14 protein-coding genes, 1 rRNA gene and 1 riboswitch (1 of these 16 running past the window's edge) are annotated in these 17,563 nt (G+C 41.9%); of the genes, 6 read left to right on the top strand and 9 right to left on the bottom strand.

The features are described from left to right. From L1999_RS02885 to L1999_RS02865, 5 genes are all read right to left on the bottom strand, one after another. Positions 1-605 (bottom strand): 16S ribosomal RNA (locus L1999_RS02885); it reaches 945 nt to the left of the window's first position. A gap of 378 nt (positions 606-983) precedes the next feature. After that, positions 984-2,378: a sensor histidine kinase gene (locus L1999_RS02880; protein WP_235742144.1), complete on the bottom strand. Its 1,395-nt coding sequence runs from the start codon at positions 2,376-2,378 to the stop codon at positions 984-986. After that, a complete protein-coding gene (locus L1999_RS02875) occupies positions 2,368-3,042 on the bottom strand; it encodes a response regulator transcription factor (RefSeq protein ID WP_235742143.1) in 675 nt (224 codons plus the stop codon). The genes L1999_RS02880 and L1999_RS02875 overlap by 11 nt, the downstream gene beginning before the upstream one ends. Positions 3,043-3,300: 258 nt before the next feature. Then, a complete protein-coding gene (locus L1999_RS02870; RefSeq protein WP_235742142.1) occupies positions 3,301-3,855 on the bottom strand; it encodes a PepSY-associated TM helix domain-containing protein in 555 nt (184 codons plus the stop codon). A 29-nt stretch (positions 3,856-3,884) separates the two neighbouring features. Next, positions 3,885-4,871, bottom strand: coding sequence for an efflux RND transporter periplasmic adaptor subunit (locus L1999_RS02865; protein ID WP_235742141.1), 987 nt, complete (start codon positions 4,869-4,871; stop codon positions 3,885-3,887). Between the two features lie 616 nt (positions 4,872-5,487). Between L1999_RS02865 and L1999_RS02860 the strand changes: the two genes are divergently transcribed. From L1999_RS02860 to L1999_RS02845, 4 genes are all read left to right on the top strand, one after another. Then, positions 5,488-6,171 carry a response regulator transcription factor gene (locus L1999_RS02860; protein ID WP_235742140.1) on the top strand — a complete coding sequence of 228 codons (684 nt, stop codon included), beginning with the start codon at positions 5,488-5,490 and terminating at the stop codon, positions 6,169-6,171. 5 nt (positions 6,172-6,176) lie between these two features. Continuing rightward, positions 6,177-7,181 carry a sensor histidine kinase gene (locus L1999_RS02855; protein ID WP_235744231.1) on the top strand — a complete coding sequence of 335 codons (1,005 nt, stop codon included), beginning with the start codon at positions 6,177-6,179 and terminating at the stop codon, positions 7,179-7,181. 100 nt (positions 7,182-7,281) lie between these two features. Then, complete coding sequence (locus L1999_RS02850; RefSeq protein ID WP_235742139.1) at positions 7,282-8,043, top strand: ABC transporter ATP-binding protein; 762 nt, start codon at positions 7,282-7,284, stop codon at positions 8,041-8,043. Then, positions 8,033-9,979, top strand: a complete 1,947-nt coding sequence (locus tag L1999_RS02845; RefSeq protein WP_235742138.1) for an ABC transporter permease — start codon at positions 8,033-8,035, stop codon at positions 9,977-9,979. Before L1999_RS02850 ends, L1999_RS02845 begins: the two co-directional genes overlap by 11 nt. 128 nt (positions 9,980-10,107) lie before the next feature. On the opposite strand, the gene queF is transcribed toward L1999_RS02845, so the two are convergent. Both queF and L1999_RS02835 read right to left on the bottom strand, forming a co-directional pair. After that, positions 10,108-10,608, bottom strand: a complete 501-nt coding sequence (queF, locus tag L1999_RS02840; RefSeq protein WP_215045317.1) for a preQ(1) synthase — start codon at positions 10,606-10,608, stop codon at positions 10,108-10,110. Positions 10,609-10,730: 122 nt separating this feature from the next. Further along, positions 10,731-10,777, bottom strand: a riboswitch (PreQ1 riboswitch). A 114-nt stretch (positions 10,778-10,891) separates the two neighbouring features. Then, entirely contained in the window at positions 10,892-11,260 is a 369-nt protein-coding gene (locus L1999_RS02835; protein WP_235744230.1) for a winged helix-turn-helix transcriptional regulator, read from the bottom strand. Between the two features lie 208 nt (positions 11,261-11,468). Here L1999_RS02835 and L1999_RS02830 point away from each other — a divergent pair, with 208 nt between their 5' ends. Both L1999_RS02830 and L1999_RS02825 read left to right on the top strand, forming a co-directional pair. Further along, entirely contained in the window at positions 11,469-12,683 is a 1,215-nt protein-coding gene (locus tag L1999_RS02830; RefSeq protein WP_235742137.1) for an MFS transporter, read from the top strand. A gap of 103 nt (positions 12,684-12,786) precedes the next feature. Further along, positions 12,787-13,629 (top strand): aldo/keto reductase, encoded by an 843-nt coding sequence (locus L1999_RS02825; protein WP_235742136.1) that lies wholly within the window; start codon positions 12,787-12,789, stop codon positions 13,627-13,629. Between the two features lie 148 nt (positions 13,630-13,777). Here the strand turns inward: L1999_RS02825 and L1999_RS02820 are convergent, their stop codons facing one another. Continuing rightward, the gene (locus tag L1999_RS02820; protein WP_235742135.1) at positions 13,778-15,139 is read right to left on the bottom strand and encodes an FAD-binding oxidoreductase; all 1,362 of its coding nucleotides are present in this window, start codon (positions 15,137-15,139) and stop codon (positions 13,778-13,780) included. 101 nt (positions 15,140-15,240) lie between these two features. Continuing rightward, on the bottom strand, positions 15,241-17,436 hold the full coding sequence (locus L1999_RS02815; protein WP_235742134.1) for an alpha-galactosidase: 2,196 nt from the start codon (positions 17,434-17,436) through the stop codon (positions 15,241-15,243). Positions 17,437-17,563 lie beyond the last annotated feature (127 nt).

Genomic DNA, 17,563 nt, shown 5'->3' with positions numbered 1-17,563 from the left:
GACTTAAAGGACCGCCTGCGCGCGCTTTACGCCCAATAATTCCGGACAACGCTTGCCACCTACGTATTACCGCGGCTGCTGGCACGTAGTTAGCCGTGGCTTTCTGGTTAGGTACCGTCAAGGTACCGGCAGTTACTCCGGTACTTGTTCTTCCCTAACAACAGAGCTTTACGACCCGAAGGCCTTCATCGCTCACGCGGCGTTGCTCCATCAGACTTTCGTCCATTGTGGAAGATTCCCTACTGCTGCCTCCCGTAGGAGTCTGGGCCGTGTCTCAGTCCCAGTGTGGCCGATCACCCTCTCAGGTCGGCTACGCATCGTCGCCTTGGTGAGCCGTTACCTCACCAACTAGCTAATGCGCCGCGGGCCCATCTGTAAGTGTCAGCCGAAACCGACTTTCAGCTTTTCCTCATGAGAGGAAAAGGATTATCCGGTATTAGCACCGGTTTCCCGGTGTTATCCCAGTCTTACAGGCAGGTTGCCCACGTGTTACTCACCCGTCCGCCGCTAACCAACAGGAGCAAGCTCCTATCGATTCGCTCGACTTGCATGTATTAGGCACGCCGCCAGCGTTCGTCCTGAGCCAGGATCAAACTCTCCATGAAAGTTGATTAGCTCATTTTGTTACGTTGGCTCATGTTCATCTTATATAATAGAAGAAACATGATAATTTATTGTTTGTTGACGTTTTTGTTTGTTTAGTTTTCAAAGAACAATTCGTGACAGGATATTATCATATCACTTCATTAATTAGGATGTCAATCATTATTTTGAAATAATTTTTCTTGTCCTACTCAACGAGTATTAATACTATCAGATTCATTTAATCTTGTCAACATCTGATAATTATTTTTTCAATGAGTAGTTTGCCGATTGCGGCATTTCCTCATCAGGATTACTATATTACTATCCTATCAAAAGGTTGTCAACAACTATTTAACATTTTTTTAAAAGGGTATTTTCTGAAAACAAAACCTGATTACTTAAACGTAATCAGGCAGCCTAACCATAAACGTAGTTCCCTTTCCCATTTGACTTGTTACTTGTATCGTTCCTTTATGTGTTTCAACAATCCATTTTGCAATGGATAGTCCAAGTCCATGGCCGCCTATTTGGCGGGATCGGGATTTATCCGCCCGATAAAAGCGTTCAAAAATTTTTTGATAATCCTCTTTCTTAACCCCTATCCCTGTATCTTGAACGATAATTCTTATTTCTCGCCCTTCTTTGAGGAGGTTCAGTTTTACTTCTCCTCCAGCTGGAGTATATTTTATACCATTGTCCAAAAGGATATAAATCAACTGAGATATCCTTTGAGGATCTCCTATAACAGTTGCCGCAGCAGGGGCAGATAACTCCAGCTCAATCTGTTTGCGGGCTGCAATCGGATGTAATGACACGATTGCTTTTTCAGCTAAAGGCTTTAAATCAAACACTTCTGTTTTTAGCTCATTAGTATTCGAATCTGAACGTGCGAGAGTTAAAAGATCGTTGACTAGGTTGGTCATCCGCTTGACCTCTTCCCTCATATTTGCAAGTAGTTTACCTGTCATCTCATCCTTTTGAGTATCAACTGTCATTTCCATCGCATCAACAGACGATAGCAAGACACTTAGAGGTGTCCTTAATTCATGGGATGCATCCCCCACAAATTCTCGCTGCCTTTTAAAAGCAGATCTAATCGGAACCATCGCTCGTTTAGACATACGCCGGCTTATATAGATAGCAACTCCCACAAAAACCATCCCCAGCACAACAAGAATCACCAGAACCCAGTGAAATAACCGATAAGCAAATGAGACATCTTTTCCTATATAAATTTGGCCGATAAATTGACCTTTGTAATAAACTTCATGGCTGGTAATCATTATATGGATATCTTGAAATTCATCAGGTGCATGGAATTGTGCTCGTCCTCTAGATGGTTTCTGATCCATGCGTATCATTTCATTTTGAATATCCTGTTGATTAGACATATGTTTATTTATGAGTGAGAGGAATTGCTGCCGTAGGCGGGGATTGACCTCGCTGCCCACTACTACTTTCCCGGTACGATCCATTACATAGTAGAAGGATTGATCTACACCAGCAAAAGCCAATTCTTGATTTTGGATTCCTCTAATGTCGCTTTGGTCATTCCTGCTCAACAAGTTCTCAATGTAACCCGCTTCTTGTGAGACCAAGGTCCGAAGATCCCGTTCCTGTGTATTGAGAATGACAAAATAAAGAACCGAATAAACAACAAGAATAAACAAAAAGAGAAATAGCATGATAAGTCCACTAAAATTTCTTGTTAACCGGTTTTGCGTATTTCTAAAAATATCTTGATCCCCCCGATTCAATAGGAAGTCAAAGAAGGAAAAAAAATTACGTTTCAAATTTATATCCCACCCCTCGTATACTTTGAAGTTTACTTTGTTTACTGATTAAGGATAGTTTTTTACGAATTAATTTAACGGTTGCATCAATGGTCTTCATCGTCACATCTGTTTCAACTCCCCAGACGCGCTCATAAATTAACTCACGCGGCAGGACTTGTCCTTTATTTTTCATCAGTAAATCTAATAGTTGAAATTCGCGGGGACTAAACTGGATTTCGATGTCTTCAAATCGAACCATATGGCTGGCACGATTAAGAACTAAACCATCTATCTCCATCTCTTCTTCTACAATTGGTGCATAATTTCGGCGGGATAGAGCGCGCAGTCTAGCTAATAGTTCATCAAATTCAAAAGGTTTAACAAGATAATCATCGGCACCGGAATCAAGACCCTCAATCCGGTCTTGGACGGTATCTTTGGCAGTCAGCATTAAGATGGCACCTGAATATCCTTGTTTCCTTAAACCTTTGCAAACATCGACACCGTCTCCATTTGGCATCATCCAGTCCATAATGACCACATCATAATGGGCAGAGGTTGCAAAATAGAAGGCGTCATGCCCTTCCTTGACCCATTCTACATTGCAATTGCCTTTCTTTTTCAACATATATACCATTAAATCACCTAGGCGATTATCATCTTCTGCTAATAGGACATTCATCAATAACGGGCTCCTTTTTTCCGCATTTGTCTATATGTATCCTAAGGAAGATAGCTTAAGTTTGCCTTAACAACTGGCTCATAGCTGGGGTACTCCCCTTGTGATCCCTTTCATCTAGAGCTGTTTTTCATGAATGTTTTTCTTTGATTGTAGTTGTGATTGGTTAAAGTCTAATGAAAAGAAGTCGTTCACTTCCTTTTTTCGAATAAAAAAGAGCACCATCCATTATCCTGGGAAGGTACTCTCTTCATGACACTCCTATGCAATTTCTCTTTCCATTATCAACCTTTTCCTTTTTCTATCTGCACCAATCACCTTTAAGGAAAGGTAGATTCCTGATCCAGTTAAGAAAATCATTGCGATGGCTGTCAGGTCAATTAACCATTTAATATTAGTCGTTCCAATTCTTCCTTCGTGAAGTCCTTTAATCGTACTCATGAATGAACCTGATTGCGAACCTTTTGTACCAAAGCCATTTTGTCCACCAGGGCCAGAAAACTGCCCATTTGAATTACTTTGTGTGCTTCCGCTTGTTTGATTATTAGTTGTGCCATTCGTTTGAGATGTTGTACCAGACGGTGATTGAGTTTGGCTTGACGCTTGTGTTTGACCTGTTGCTTGGTTTGAATTTGTGGTTGTGCCTTGCTGTTGCCCTGGCATCATGCCTGGCTGAAAATTACCTCGTTGTTCTGTTTGTGATGACTGACCAATCAGCCACGGCTCATTCATGAGCAGACCTGTAATAGATTCCATCAAGATAAATATCGAACAGATTAACCCAATCCATAAATGTGCTTTTCTTGTTTTTTTCATAAAATACACTCCTGTTTGTTAGTAGTTTATTAGTTGCCAGACTTTCCACTTGTCATGCCTTGTCCACTTCGCTGCATGTTGCCGCTCGGCATTTGTCCCATTCCGCCTTGCATGCCGCCCATACCTTGCATCATTCCGCCTTGTTGGTTCGTTGATGAACTGCTTGAAGACAGCTGTGGCAATTCGACCGTTTCACCTTCTGTTACACCTTCAGTGATTTCAACATATTCGTCGGTAGAAATTCCGGTTTTAACAGTTTTTTGTTGACCTGACGCAGTAGTGGAGCTATCAGTGCTTGTACCTGTCGAATCGACAATTACGTATTTTTCATTATTGTTTGTGTAGATAGCATCGGCCGGTACATATAATGCATCTGTCTTACTAGCTGTTAATATAGTTGCTTCTGTACTCATTCCAACTTTTAGGTTGGTTGGTTTTTCAATATGAATGGTGACAGCAAAGGTTGATGAACCATTTGTTGACGTTCCTTCTTCCGCAACGGCAGTAACTTTCCCTGTATATGTTGCATCAGGGTAAGCACTAACTGATAATGTTACCGTTTGACCCACTTTTACCTTAGGAATGTCTAATTCATCGACTTGAACGACTGTTTGCAAATCGTTGTAATTGGTTAGGTGTGCGACTACCATCCCTTTGTTGATCCGGTCTCCTGAGGCAACCGACACCGTAGTAATCGTTCCCGCAGTTGGCGCTGTAATTGGATCGCTGTCATCCGTAAAGGTTACTAATGTTTCTCCTGCACTCACGGTATCTCCAGCAGAAACTAATACTTCATCGATTTCGTTATTATCAGCTGTTGCTTTAATATCTTCTGTGGTTACTGGTTCAACTGTTCCCGAACCGCTAATCGTCACTTCTAACTTCCCTTTTTGAACAGCAGCTGTTCGAACCTGTGAAGCAGTGCTTGTACTAGCACTGCTTCTGGAGTGAAACCATTGATAGCCGACATACCCAACAACTAGTACACTAATCAGTATCCAAATCCACTTTTTCATTTATCTAGACTCCTTTAATCATGGAACAGTCCGGGACCCGCTCCAAACATTTTTTAATTCATGAGCCTATTATCAAGTGCCTCCCTTAACTTATCCTTAATTAAAATAAGAAAAGCGCAAGCGCCCTGGTCAGCGGCGTATGGCCTCCTCGGAAAAGCTATCGCTTTTCCTTCGTGCGATGCTTATGCTGCCGAAGCGTTCCTTATGGAGTGCTCCAACTGAGATAAAGGAAAGTCGAAAAGCGGAGGCGCCTTGATCAGGGGCGACAGGCATAAGACGAGCCGGCGAGAAGGCTGCTCTTTAGCCTTCTTGACGGATTGGCTTATGACCCCGAGCCCCTAGGCGCTGGAGCTAGACAACACGAAGAGCGACAGCGATTCGATGTTGACTTATCGTAGGGCGGAGCGCGAAGGACACTAGCCGCTAGGGCGCTGGAGCTGGACAATTTTCAAAGTGAATTTTATACTTTCTTAATCTTAAAAAAAGTGCCTGACACCAATAAATGGTTTAGGATTGTGTTAATGTCGCTAATGGTGTCAGGCACCAACTTATAGCACGAAAAAAGGATATATTATACAATTGGTGTAAGAAATGTTAGAGTACGGCGGTGAATTTATTGTTTAAGTTATTATTAATCGAAGATGATCAGGCGCTTTTTAATGAAATAAAGGACCGGCTTATGGGCTGGTCTTATGATGTGTATGGGATAAGTGATTTCAACCTGGTGATGCAGGAGTTTTCGTTAGTTAAACCCGATTTAGTTATTATTGATATTCAGCTTCCGAAATTTGACGGCTTTCATTGGTGCCGGATGATTCGCTCCCATTCGAATGTTCCAATTTTATTCCTCTCGTCGCGCGACCATCCTGCAGACATGGTGATGTCCATGCAGCTTGGAGCAGATGATTTCGTTCAAAAGCCATTTCATTTTGATGTGCTGATTGCCAAAATTCAAGCAATCCTCAGGCGCGTCTATAATTACAACCATGAGCAAATAACGCTGCGAACTTGGCAGGATGCTCAAATCGATGTTGAAAAGAACACAGTCAGCAGCAAGGCTGGTACGGTTGAACTCACAAAAAACGAGATGTTTATATTAAAAAAGCTGATTGAACAAAAGAATAAAATTGTCAGCCGTGAAGAATTAATCAAAAGCTTGTGGGATGATGAGCGTTTTGTCAGTGATAATACGTTAACGGTCAATGTTAACCGGCTGCGGAAAAGGCTGGACGAGCTTAATCTCGGAAAATTTATTGAAACAAAGGTTGGCCAAGGTTACATGGCAAGTGAAGAGGCGTAAATATGATGATTAAAAACTTTTTAAAGGAAAGACGGAGCTGGATTGTTCTTTTTGTAAGTTTACAGCTTTTAGTTCTCTTTTCAGGCTATATTGATTCCGCTATACACTTTATGCCCCTTCTCTATATTGTTTTTTTATCCACGCTTATTTTTGTGATCTTTTTGTGCTTTCGCTTCCATAAGGAAACGAAATTTTATGCTTCCTTAGCGGAATGGGAGAACAATCTTGATATAACCAATATAGCCGAGGCGGAAAGCCCGTTTGAAAGGATTGTTGAGGAAAGTATTGTGAACCAAACGGAACTGCTGAAACAAACCGTTTCCAATAATTTAGTGTCTGTAGAGCAGGAAAAAGATGAGCTTTTAGCTTGGATTCATGAAGTCAAAACACCTTTGACAGCCATGCATTTAATGATGGACCGTTTAGAAGAAAGTCCATTAAAAGCACAGCTAGCTCTAGAATGGCTGCGAATCCATCTGCTGCTTGATTCACAGCTTCATCAAAAGCGCCTGCCTTTTATGGAGAATGATTTATATATAGAAGAGACTGACTTGAAAAGCTTACTTTTTAAAGAAATTAAAACACTGCAAACTTGGTGTATGCAAAAAGGGATTGGTTTTGAAGTGGAGGTTGAAGCCGCGTCTGTCTTAACGGATGCCAAGTGGCTGGCCTTTATGATCCGCCAGCTGTTGACAAACGCAGTGAAATATAGCGAGGCATCGGATATTCTCATACGAAGTTTTATGGAGGATGACCGAACTAAGCTGCTGGTTCAGGATGTTGGGCGCGGCATTGATCCAAAAGATCTGCCGCGGATTTTTGATAAGGGCTTTACCTCAACAACCGCTCACCATGACAATGCCTCTACCGGCATGGGCTTATATTTAACCAAGAAAGTTTCCGAGTCATTACTGATTCATATCGATGTCTTCTCCACACCTGGCACTGGAACCACCTTCACGTTAACCTTCCCAAGAAAAAATGAATTCGGTGCGATATTAGGCATGTGACAAAAATGTCACATGCTTTGCTGTTTTGTTCGGATATTCGAAGGAGAAGTGAACCGGCAGATTTTATAATTGGATTATAGAAATAAAGGAGCGTGTTGTTATGAGTATTTTAACAGCAAATAAAATCCATAAGAGCTATGGTAATAAGCTGAATAAACAAGAGGTTTTAAAAGGGATTGATATTAACGTTGAAAAAGGGGAATTCGTGAGTATCATGGGGGCCTCCGGGTCCGGGAAAACCACACTTCTCAATGTATTGTCCTCAATTGATAAGGTCAGCGGCGGTACGATTACAATTGAAGGTAAAGAAATGACGGCTATGAAGGAAAAGCAGCTTGCTGAGTTCCGCAAGCAGCACCTTGGGTTTATTTTTCAAGATTATAATCTATTAGATACGTTAACAGTTAAAGAAAATATTCTTTTGCCATTATCAATAACGAAGGTTTCTAAAAGAGAGGCGGATGAGCGATTCAATCAGGTTGCAACGGAGTTAGGAATCATGGAGATTAAAGATAAATACCCAAATGAGATCTCCGGCGGACAAAAACAGCGAACGTCGGCGGCCCGTGCATTCATCCACGAACCAAGCATTATTTTCGCGGATGAGCCAACAGGAGCGCTCGACTCGAAATCTGCATCTGATCTGTTAAACAAACTTAGTGAATTAAATCAAAACCGGACGGCCACGATTGTGATGGTTACACATGATCCCGTTGCGGCCAGCTTCAGCGGCAAAGTGATTTTTATAAAAGACGGGCAGATTTATACCCAATTAAATAAAGGGGACCAATCCCGGCAGGACTTTTTTAAGGATATCATGAAAACCCAAGGCGTGCTAGGCGGTGTGCCATATGAGCGTTAATCAGCTTATCTTTCGAAACTTGAAAAAAAATCTAAAAAACTACTATCTTTATGTGTTTGCACTCATCTTTAGCGTTGCCCTTTATTTTTCATTTGTCACGCTGCAATATGACCCGGCCATGGATGAAACAAAGGATTCCATTAAAGGGGCGGCCGCCATCCGGACAGCCAGTATTCTCTTGGTAGTCATTGTCTCGATCTTTTTACTGTATGCCAATAACATTTTTATTAAGAGGCGAAGCAAAGAAATCGGATTATTTCAATTGATTGGGATGACAAAAACTCGGATTTTTAACCTCCTAAGCGCCGAGAACTTTATTCTCTATTTTGGTTCAATGGTGGCTGGGATCTTTATCGGTTTTTCTATATCTCGGTTAATTATTATGATTTTATTTAAAATTACCAAGGTGAATGCAATTGCCCGCTTGCATTTTTCGTCGCAAGCGTTGGTCCAGAGTATCATTGTATTCAGTGTCATCTATCTCCTAATTATGCTGATGAATTATCTTTTTATTAAGAGACAGAGCATTCTATCTCTCTTTCGGGTTGTTTCCTCTACGGAAGAAAAAGTGAAAAAAATGTCTATTTGGGAAATTCTCATGGGGATTTTCGGATTGCTTGCGATTATTTCCGGCTACTATATTTCATCCAAGCTATTTACTGGCGATTATACCACGATGACAGAATTATTTTTGGCGATGATTTATATTTTGGCTAGCGTCATTATCGGCACTTACCTGTTTTATAAAGGGTCGGTTAGTTTTATTTTTAATATCGCTCGAAAAAAGAAGGATGGCTATTTAACCATTAATCAGGTATTATCCTTGTCATCAATTATGTTTCGGATGAAATCAAATGCCCTGTTACTAACGGTTATCACAACAATATCCGCTCTTGCGATTGGGCTATTGTCGTTGAGTTATATCTCCTATTTTTCTGCCGAAAAGATGGCTGAAAACGATACAGCGGGTGATTTCGCCATAACCAATGCAGAAGATGCTGCTAAATTTAAAGAGGCGTTGGCCGCGAAGGAAATCGGTTTTGATGAAAAAAGGATTGAAGTACTCCAAGTGTCCGCTAATCTTGAGAACATAATGGATACTAACCTTGAAGGAATGATGGTGGACCCTAGTGAGCTGCCCCTTCCGATGATAAGTGAACGGGCTTTGAAAAATATCGATGTGGCCACGGGTGAGACTATTTTTACCGGTTATAATGATTTGCTCCAGAAGTTTATGAGTTTAAAAGATAGCGGCCGGATCGAATTAAAGGGGCAAACGGAAACGATTCCGCTTCGCTACTTAGGTTTAAAGAAGGATTTTGTGATTTCCGGATATTTTACAAACGGCGGTCAGCCGATTGCGATTGTAGACGAATCTGTATTTGAACGATTGAAAAAGGATCTAAATCCTTCAATTCAAAAGAAGACTTCTCTTTTTGTTGGGTTTACGTTGAAGGATGAGAGTCAGCTCCAAAAAGCCAATCAAGTCTATCAAGATTTATCCTTAAACGAGAATGACCTTTATTCGTCTCGTTTGGAGATCAGTAATACTCAGAAAAAAAATATGGGATTGATTATGTTTATTGTTGGCTTTTTAGGATTAACGTTTCTGATCACGTCAGGCTGTATTCTGTATTTTAAACAGATGGGTGAGAGTGAAGAGGAAAAGCCGCATTATACGATCCTGCGGAAGCTTGGTTTCACAGAAGGAGATTTATTGAAGGGAATTCAAGCTAAGCAGCTATTTAACTTTGGAATTCCGTTAGTGGTTGGACTGCTGCATAGTTATTTTGCCGTCCAATCCGGCTGGTTTCTTTTCGGTAGCGAAGTTTGGACCCCCATGATTCTAGTGATGGTCCTTTATACCAGCCTCTACTCCATCTTCGGTTTTCTATCCGTACTTTATTACAAAAAAGTCATTAAAGCCGCATTATAAAAAGAAGTGCGGAAATAATTTAAAACAAAGCAGCCGTGTTCCACGGCTGCTTTGTTTGTGGTGCCTGTCACCATTTGCAATATTTACAACGTCAGAAGTCACTTATTGGTGCCTGTCACCATTTCTTTTTATCGATTATCTACTTTTTCTGGATAGAGGTCATGGTTCATTAAGCGATAGGTGGCCATTTCTTCGTATTTGGTGCCTGGTTTTCCGTAGTTGCACCATGGGTCAATGGAAATTCCGCCACGCGGCGTAAATTTGCCCCATACTTCAATATAGCGCGGGTCAAGCAGTTTAATTAGATCATTCATGATGATATTTACACAGTCCTCATGGAAATCTCCATGGTTCCTAAAACTGAAAAGGTATAGCTTCAACGACTTGCTCTCCACAATCTTTTTATCTGGAACATAAGAAATATACATTGTTGCAAAATCCGGCTGACGTGTCAGCGGACACAAGCTCGTAAACTCTGGACAATTAAATTTAACGAAATAATCTCGTTCCGGATGGAGATTATCAACCGCCTCCAAAACCTCGGGTGCATATTCAAATGAATAAGTAGTTCCTTGATTACCTAATAGTGTTAAATCCTTTAATCCTTCTTCGTGGCTGCGGCCAGACATAAAAAAACCCCCTATAAAAATGTGTCCCCACGCTTTATAAGAGAGTTTCAGCTGAATGATCCTTTAACTAATGGGATAAAAAACAAAAAGCCACGTCCGATATGGACATGGCAGGAAGTCATGTATCCATAGTTTTTTATAGAGGGTATCAGCTATGAACCTCTCCCGTTCAAGTACGGGTATTCTCATCTCTATATAATAGAGAATGGGCTGAAAAACGTCAAACAGAAAATTTAGGTAAACCAATTCTAACGATTCAATTCACCTTTGGAGAAGCAAGTTCCTACTTTAAATGATCGTTTAACACATTCTCTTCTAATACTGACAAATCACCATGCACTCTGGTGATATGGTTTGCTCCCCAGGCACAAAGGGAATCCAAGATTCCTTCCAAGCTCTGGCCATATTCACTAAGTTCATATTCCACCTTGGGCGGTACTTGATTATAGACAATCCGGTTGATAACGCCGTCTTCCTCTAATTCTCGTAACTGCTGCGTTAACATCTTTTGGGTAATATCCGGCATCAGGCGTTTTAATTCACTTGTTCGTTTCTTTCCATGTGTTAAATGGCAAAGAATGACGCATTTCCACTTTCCCCCGATGACCTCTAGTGTCGCCTCAACGGATATATTGTACTTCTGTTTTTTCATCATCTAGTCCTCCGTTTTTATAGGCACCAATAAGTGCCTACCGCACTTTTTGGTGTCTATATCACTTTAAAGTGCGTACTTTTCCTTTATACTCCTATGTCCCATAATAACATTTGCCGGTTGAAATATCACATTTTGATTCTTTTTTATAGATTTGCTTTTAGCCAATCATTCATGCAATAAAACCATTTTAGGAGGAGAAATAGAAATGACGTTAGAGAAAAAAAGAAGTACATTCGCTCTATTAGCATTAGCGGTAAGTGCCTTTGCCATTGGTACAACGGAGTTTATCAGTGTAGGCCTTCTGCCGCTCATAGCAAAAGATTTACAAATATCCGTTACAACTGCCGGCTTAACTGTTTCTTTATATGCCTTAGGAGTAATGTTCGGGGCTCCTATCCTTACATCGCTCACTTCAAGGATGTCACGTAAATCCTTGTTACTTTGGATCATGGTTGTTTTTATTATCGGCAATGGGTTGGCAGCAAGCGCAACAAACATTGGGATTTTATTGGCTGCCCGAGTGATATCGGCCTTTTCACATGGTGTCTTTATGTCGATTGGTTCCACCATCGCTGCAGATTTGGTCCCGGAGAATCGAAGAGCTAGTGCAATATCGATTATGTTTTCAGGCCTTACGGTGGCAACCGTTACTGGTGTCCCATTTGGAACCTTCATTGGCCAGCAATTCGGCTGGAGAATGGCGTTTGTTATTATCGTCGCAGTCGGCGTAATTGCCTTCTTTGCCAACAGTATCCTTGTTCCGTCTGATTTACGAAAAGCGGTCCAAACAACGTTCCGCGACCAATTCAAAGTGATAACCAACGGTCGGCTTTTACTGCTATTTAGTATAACTGCATTAGGATATGGCGGAACTTTTGTAGTCTTTACGTACCTATCGCCTATTTTGCAAGAGATAACAGGCTTTAAGGAAAGTACTGTTGCTGTGATTTTGCTTGTTTATGGGGTCGCTATTGCCATCGGAAATATGGTTGGCGGCAAGCTGTCTAACCAAAATCCCATTAAGGCGTTATTTTATATGTTTATTGTCCAGGCTGTTGTCTTATTTATTTTACTATTTACGGCACCTTTTAAGATTGCAGGTTTAATTACGATTTTCTTCATGGGCTTATTGGCTTTTATGAATGTGCCTGGATTACAAGTTTACGTGGTTATGTTAGCAGAACGGTTTGTGCCGACTGCAGTTGATGTTGCATCGGCAATTAATATTGCTGCCTTTAACGCTGGAATTGCCATGGGGTCCTTCTTTGGCGGTGTTATTACCGACTCCATTGGATTAATTCACACCTCTTGGATTGGAGCATTAATGGTCTTAGGTGCGGTCATTCTTACGGGCTGGAGCCGAGGCCTTGAAAAGAAAGACCGTGAGGAACCGGGTAATAAGGCTTTAAAAGTAATTTAGCTGCAACTAATAGTTTTTGAATCTATTTTGACGATAGGATTGGGGTGATAGCTGGTACAGCGCCCCTTCCTCATATAAAAAATTAATTTGGAGGATGAATAGGATGATTACTAACTTACAAGATACAACCACACTTAGCAATGGAGTAAAAATGCCTTGGTTTGGGCTTGGAGTATTTAAAGTAGAAGAAGGACCTGAACTTGTTAATGCCGTTAAATTTGCCATTAAGCATGGATACCGCAGTATTGATACGGCTGCTATTTACGGAAACGAAGAAGGAGTAGGGCAGGCAATCCGTGAAGGACTTGAAGAGGCGGGTATTTCAAGAGAAGAACTTTTTGTCACATCGAAAGTTTGGAATAGTGACTTAGGCTACGAATCAACTCTAGCTGCCTATGAAACAAGTTTAAAGAAATTGGGGTTAGACTATTTAGATTTATATTTAATTCACTGGCCAGTTGCCGGAAAATTTAAAGATGCATGGCGGGCCTTGGAAACTCTTTATAAAGAAGGCAGAGTAAAGGCGATTGGTGTAAGTAATTTCCATGTTCACCATCTTGAAGATTTAATGAAAGATGCCGAGATTAAGCCAATGATCAATCAGGTGGAATACCATCCACGGTTAACACAAAAAGAAATTCAAGCTTATTGCCAGAAACATGGGATTCAATTGGAGGCCTGGTCACCATTAATGCAAGGACAGTTACTAGACCAGCCCATGATCCAGGCAATTGCAGAAAAATATAACAAATCTGCCGCCCAAGTGATCTTGCGTTGGGATCTCCAAAACGAGGTTATCACGATTCCAAAATCAACAAAAGAACATCGAATTGTCGAGAATTCGTCCATATTTGACTTCGAACTAACGAAAGCAGAAATGGAACAAATTGATGGTTTAAACCAAAATCATCGCGTCGGTCCAGACCCAGACAACTTCGATTTCTAAACAATACAAAGGGTTGGTAATGATGATGCCTTTTCACCATTACCAATCCTGTTATTGTGTGAATCTACTTATTGGTGCCTGTCACCGTTTGCATCCCTACCACCTTGTTTAACTATTTATCGGTGCCTGTCACTGTCACCGTCACCCTTTAGAATATTTTCCCTGGGTTTAGGATGTTTTTGGGGTCGAGGTTGTTTTTGATTGTTTTCATGATGGGGATTAGGTCTCCGTGTTCTTCCTGCAAGAACGCTTTTTTGCCGAGTCCGATGCCGTGTTCCCCGGTGCAGGTTCCCCCTTTGGATAAGGCATAGGAGACAATCTGATGATGAACTCCTTCGACCACTTCCAGTTCTTCTTCGCTGTTCGGGTCAATCGGCAGGCAGGCATGGTAGTTCCCATCACCGACATGACCCAAAACAGCCCCCTCTAAGCCAAATTTCTCAATGACACCCCTCGTCTGCTTTAAGGCCCCAGCGAGTTCCGATAACGGAACGCAGACATCGGTAAACATTAAGACTTTGCCAGGATTAGCGGCCTGTATAGCAAAGGCCGCATGATGCCTTGCCTCCCATAATTGGGCCCTTCTTAACGAGTCATTCTCAAATTCAAAAGAAACACATTGCTCATCCTTTAGAATCTCTTGCATGACTTCTACGCTATATGTAACTTCCGGTTCATTGCCGCTGAACTCTAAGAAAAGGGTTGGTTCTTCCCTGAATTCAGTACTTTTAAAATGATTTACTGCTCGAATCGTTTTTTCGTCAACCAGCTCGATTCTCCCAATCGCAAGACCTGCTTTTAAAAGAATGGCAGCCGCATTTCCTGCAGCTTCAATCGAAGGGAACGTGGCTTTCACAGCAGATATGGCCTCTGGAATCCCGCGAAGCTTTAACGTTAACTCTGTAAAAATACCCAGTGTCCCTTCTGATCCGACAAACAAGCCTGTTAAATTGTAGCCTGCTGAAGATTTAAAAGAATGTCCACCTGTTCGAATGATTGACCCATCGGCTAAAACCACCTCTAACCCGAGGACTTGATCACGCATCACCCCGTATTTTACGCTGTTGGTACCACTTGCATTCGTCGCAGCCATTCCGCCAATCGATGCATCTGCCCCTGGATCCGTTGGAAAAAACAGCCCATGCTTTTTCAAGACTTGATTGAGCTGATTTCTAGTCACCCCTGGCTGGACGCTGACCTGGAAGTCATCAGGCCGGATCGAGACGATTTGATTCATTAGACTGAAATTAAGACTGATGCCCCCCTGAACCGGAATAATTTGCCCTTCCAAGCTTGTCCCCGCCCCGTAGGGAACAAGGGGAATAGAATGTTCACCCGCGAATTGAACAATCCGGCTTACCTCCTCTTTTGTCTTAGGAAACACGACGGCATCCGGGCTGAATGGCGGATGGTATGCCTCCCCTTTACTATGCTGTTCTAAAAGGGTTTCATTGATTGAAACCCGCTCACTATCCCCGAGCATCGCTAGCAATTCATCATAAAGATTCATTTTGTTCTCCTCCATCACATTGAAGCTAGTAATCTATCTTTATCACCATTTTAATCCTCAAAGAAGTTAATTTATAGGTAATATTAAAAATATTCACTCTTTTATTTCCGTTCACAGCTCGTTAAACAATAAATTTCAGAGAAAAAGTCTTCCTTTATCAACGGTAAGGTAAACCCAATCTTCAGCAGTTCATCCCCATAGAAAACTCTGTCCCCGTTATTTATTTTGTATTTAAGCTGTGGATTCAGCCCCTGTAATCTCAAGCGTAAAAAAGGTGGATTTGGCGTTGCCAGCGTTTTATAATAAAACACCACAGCTTGCTTTTGACCGTTTCCTACATACATCCAAGCGGTATCCATCCCCTCAAAAGGACTCCACAGCCGATACAAATCACCAAAAAGGACAATATCTTTTATTTGATGATAAAGTTGGATCTCCTTCTTAACTAACTCTCGATCTTCCCTGCTAAGTTTATCAACATTTAATTCAAGCCCAAGATTGGCGGCCATGGCGACATGACATCTCATCCTTAATGGCGTCACCCTGCCAACCTGATGATTCGGGACATCTGATACATGGGCACCCATCGTGATGGCTGGATAAACGATACTTGTTCCATATTGAATTTTCAGCCTTTCGACGGCATCCGTATCATCACTCGTCCAGGTTTGAGGCATGTAATAAAGCATCCCTAGGTCAAAGCGGCCGCCCCCGCCCGAACAGCTTTCAAACAAAATCTCTGGAAATCGTGACGTTAATTCCTCTATTATCCGATACAACCCGAGCATATAGCGATGGGCCGTTTCCTTCTGCCTTTCCGAGGGCAATGCGGCTGACCCCACTTCTGTCATATTTCGGTTCATGTCCCATTTTACGTAGGAAATCGGGGCACTTTGAAAAAGTGTCGTGAGCGTTTCAATCAGCCATTCGCGTACATCATTCTGGCTTAAATCTAGAACAAGCTGATTTCTCGAAAGAGTTCGATTCCTCCCCGGTGCATGCAGACACCAGTCCGGATGCCTGCGGTACAAATCACTATCTGGCGAAACCATTTCCGGCTCGACCCACAATCCGAATTGCATCCCTTTCCCATTGAGATAACGGGCTAATCCGTTTAATCCATTGGGCAGTTTTTTTCGATTAACCTCCCAATCACCGAGTGAACTCTTCGCATTATCACGCCGGCCAAACCAGCCATCATCTAAAACAAACAGCTCAATGCCAAGTCCCTTTGCAGCATCAGCAATTTCCTTTAATTTTTTTTCAGTGAATTGAAAGTAGGTAGCCTCCCAATTATTAATGAGGATAGGCCGTGCCCTGTCCCGATAAACCCCCCGGCAAATCCGGCTCCGAATGATTTTATGAAAAGTTCTCGACATTCCGCCCAAACCCTCTGAGGAATAGACCATCATCACCTCTGGTGTTTGAAAAATTTCACCTGGCGTTAGGACCCAAGAAAAATTAAATGGATTAATTCCCATGCTGATTCGGGTGATCTCATAGGGATCGACCTCAATGGAAGCCTGAAAATTCCCGCTATAGACCAGACTCATTCCATATACCTTGCCATGGTCTTCCGTGGCATCTTTTGATAATAACGCCAGAAAAGGATTCTGTTGATGACTGCTCGCACCCCTTGTGGAAGAAATGGATTGAACACCGTGGGTCATCGGGCGGCGTTCTATCTGCCGTTCTCTTGCCCACGTTCCCTGAAGATGAAGCCAGTCCCAATTCGAGTCATGGAAATCAACAGACATGCTCATACATTTCTCTATCTTCACCTCACGGCTGCCTAAGTTTTCAAAGGAGACCGATCTCGTTATCACTTCAAAATCACGGTAAATTGTATAGTGCAAGTTTAGTCCAACACCAAGCGTGGAATCTACCAATGTGATCACCAGCGTGTCTGCCTCCTCCTCCTCTTCCACATAGGCCATTGGCAATCCATTCAAGCGAGGCTTTCCTTTAAGAATTTCATAGGAATCATATACAAATTCAGTAACCGTTGACCCGTCAGGAGCACGAAGCTGATAGGCCGGCGTTCGGAAGTCGCCATTTCCAAAGGCAGGATATTCCTGTGGCAGAGTATCAAGTGAAAAACGGGGGTCAGCCGGTTCAGTCATTGGTGAAAAGGCTCTTCCTTTAAATGGAAGGATCGCTGAGGGCTGAAGTATTTGTACCCTACTCCCCCAATATACATGCGCTAAATATTTTCCATGGACAAGTTGAACCATGTAACTGATTTTGCCATTATACAAATGAAATAGCTGCTCATCTTCATTCCATTCAATCGGCATCAGACCACTCCTAAAAAAGACATTTACTTCACTATATTCACGGCTGAAGTGGAAAATGGTGTCAAGGCATACATAAAAGTGAGAATTTTTGCAGATAATAGATATTAGCTAAATTTTAGAATGGAAT

It is taken from the genome of Neobacillus drentensis (genome assembly GCF_021560175.1).
Classification (GTDB): Bacteria; Bacillota; Bacilli; order Bacillales; family Cytobacillaceae; genus Neobacillus; species Neobacillus drentensis_A.
The sequence above is the reverse complement of the archived record's forward strand: the minus strand, read 5'-3'. Positions and strand labels throughout refer to the sequence as shown.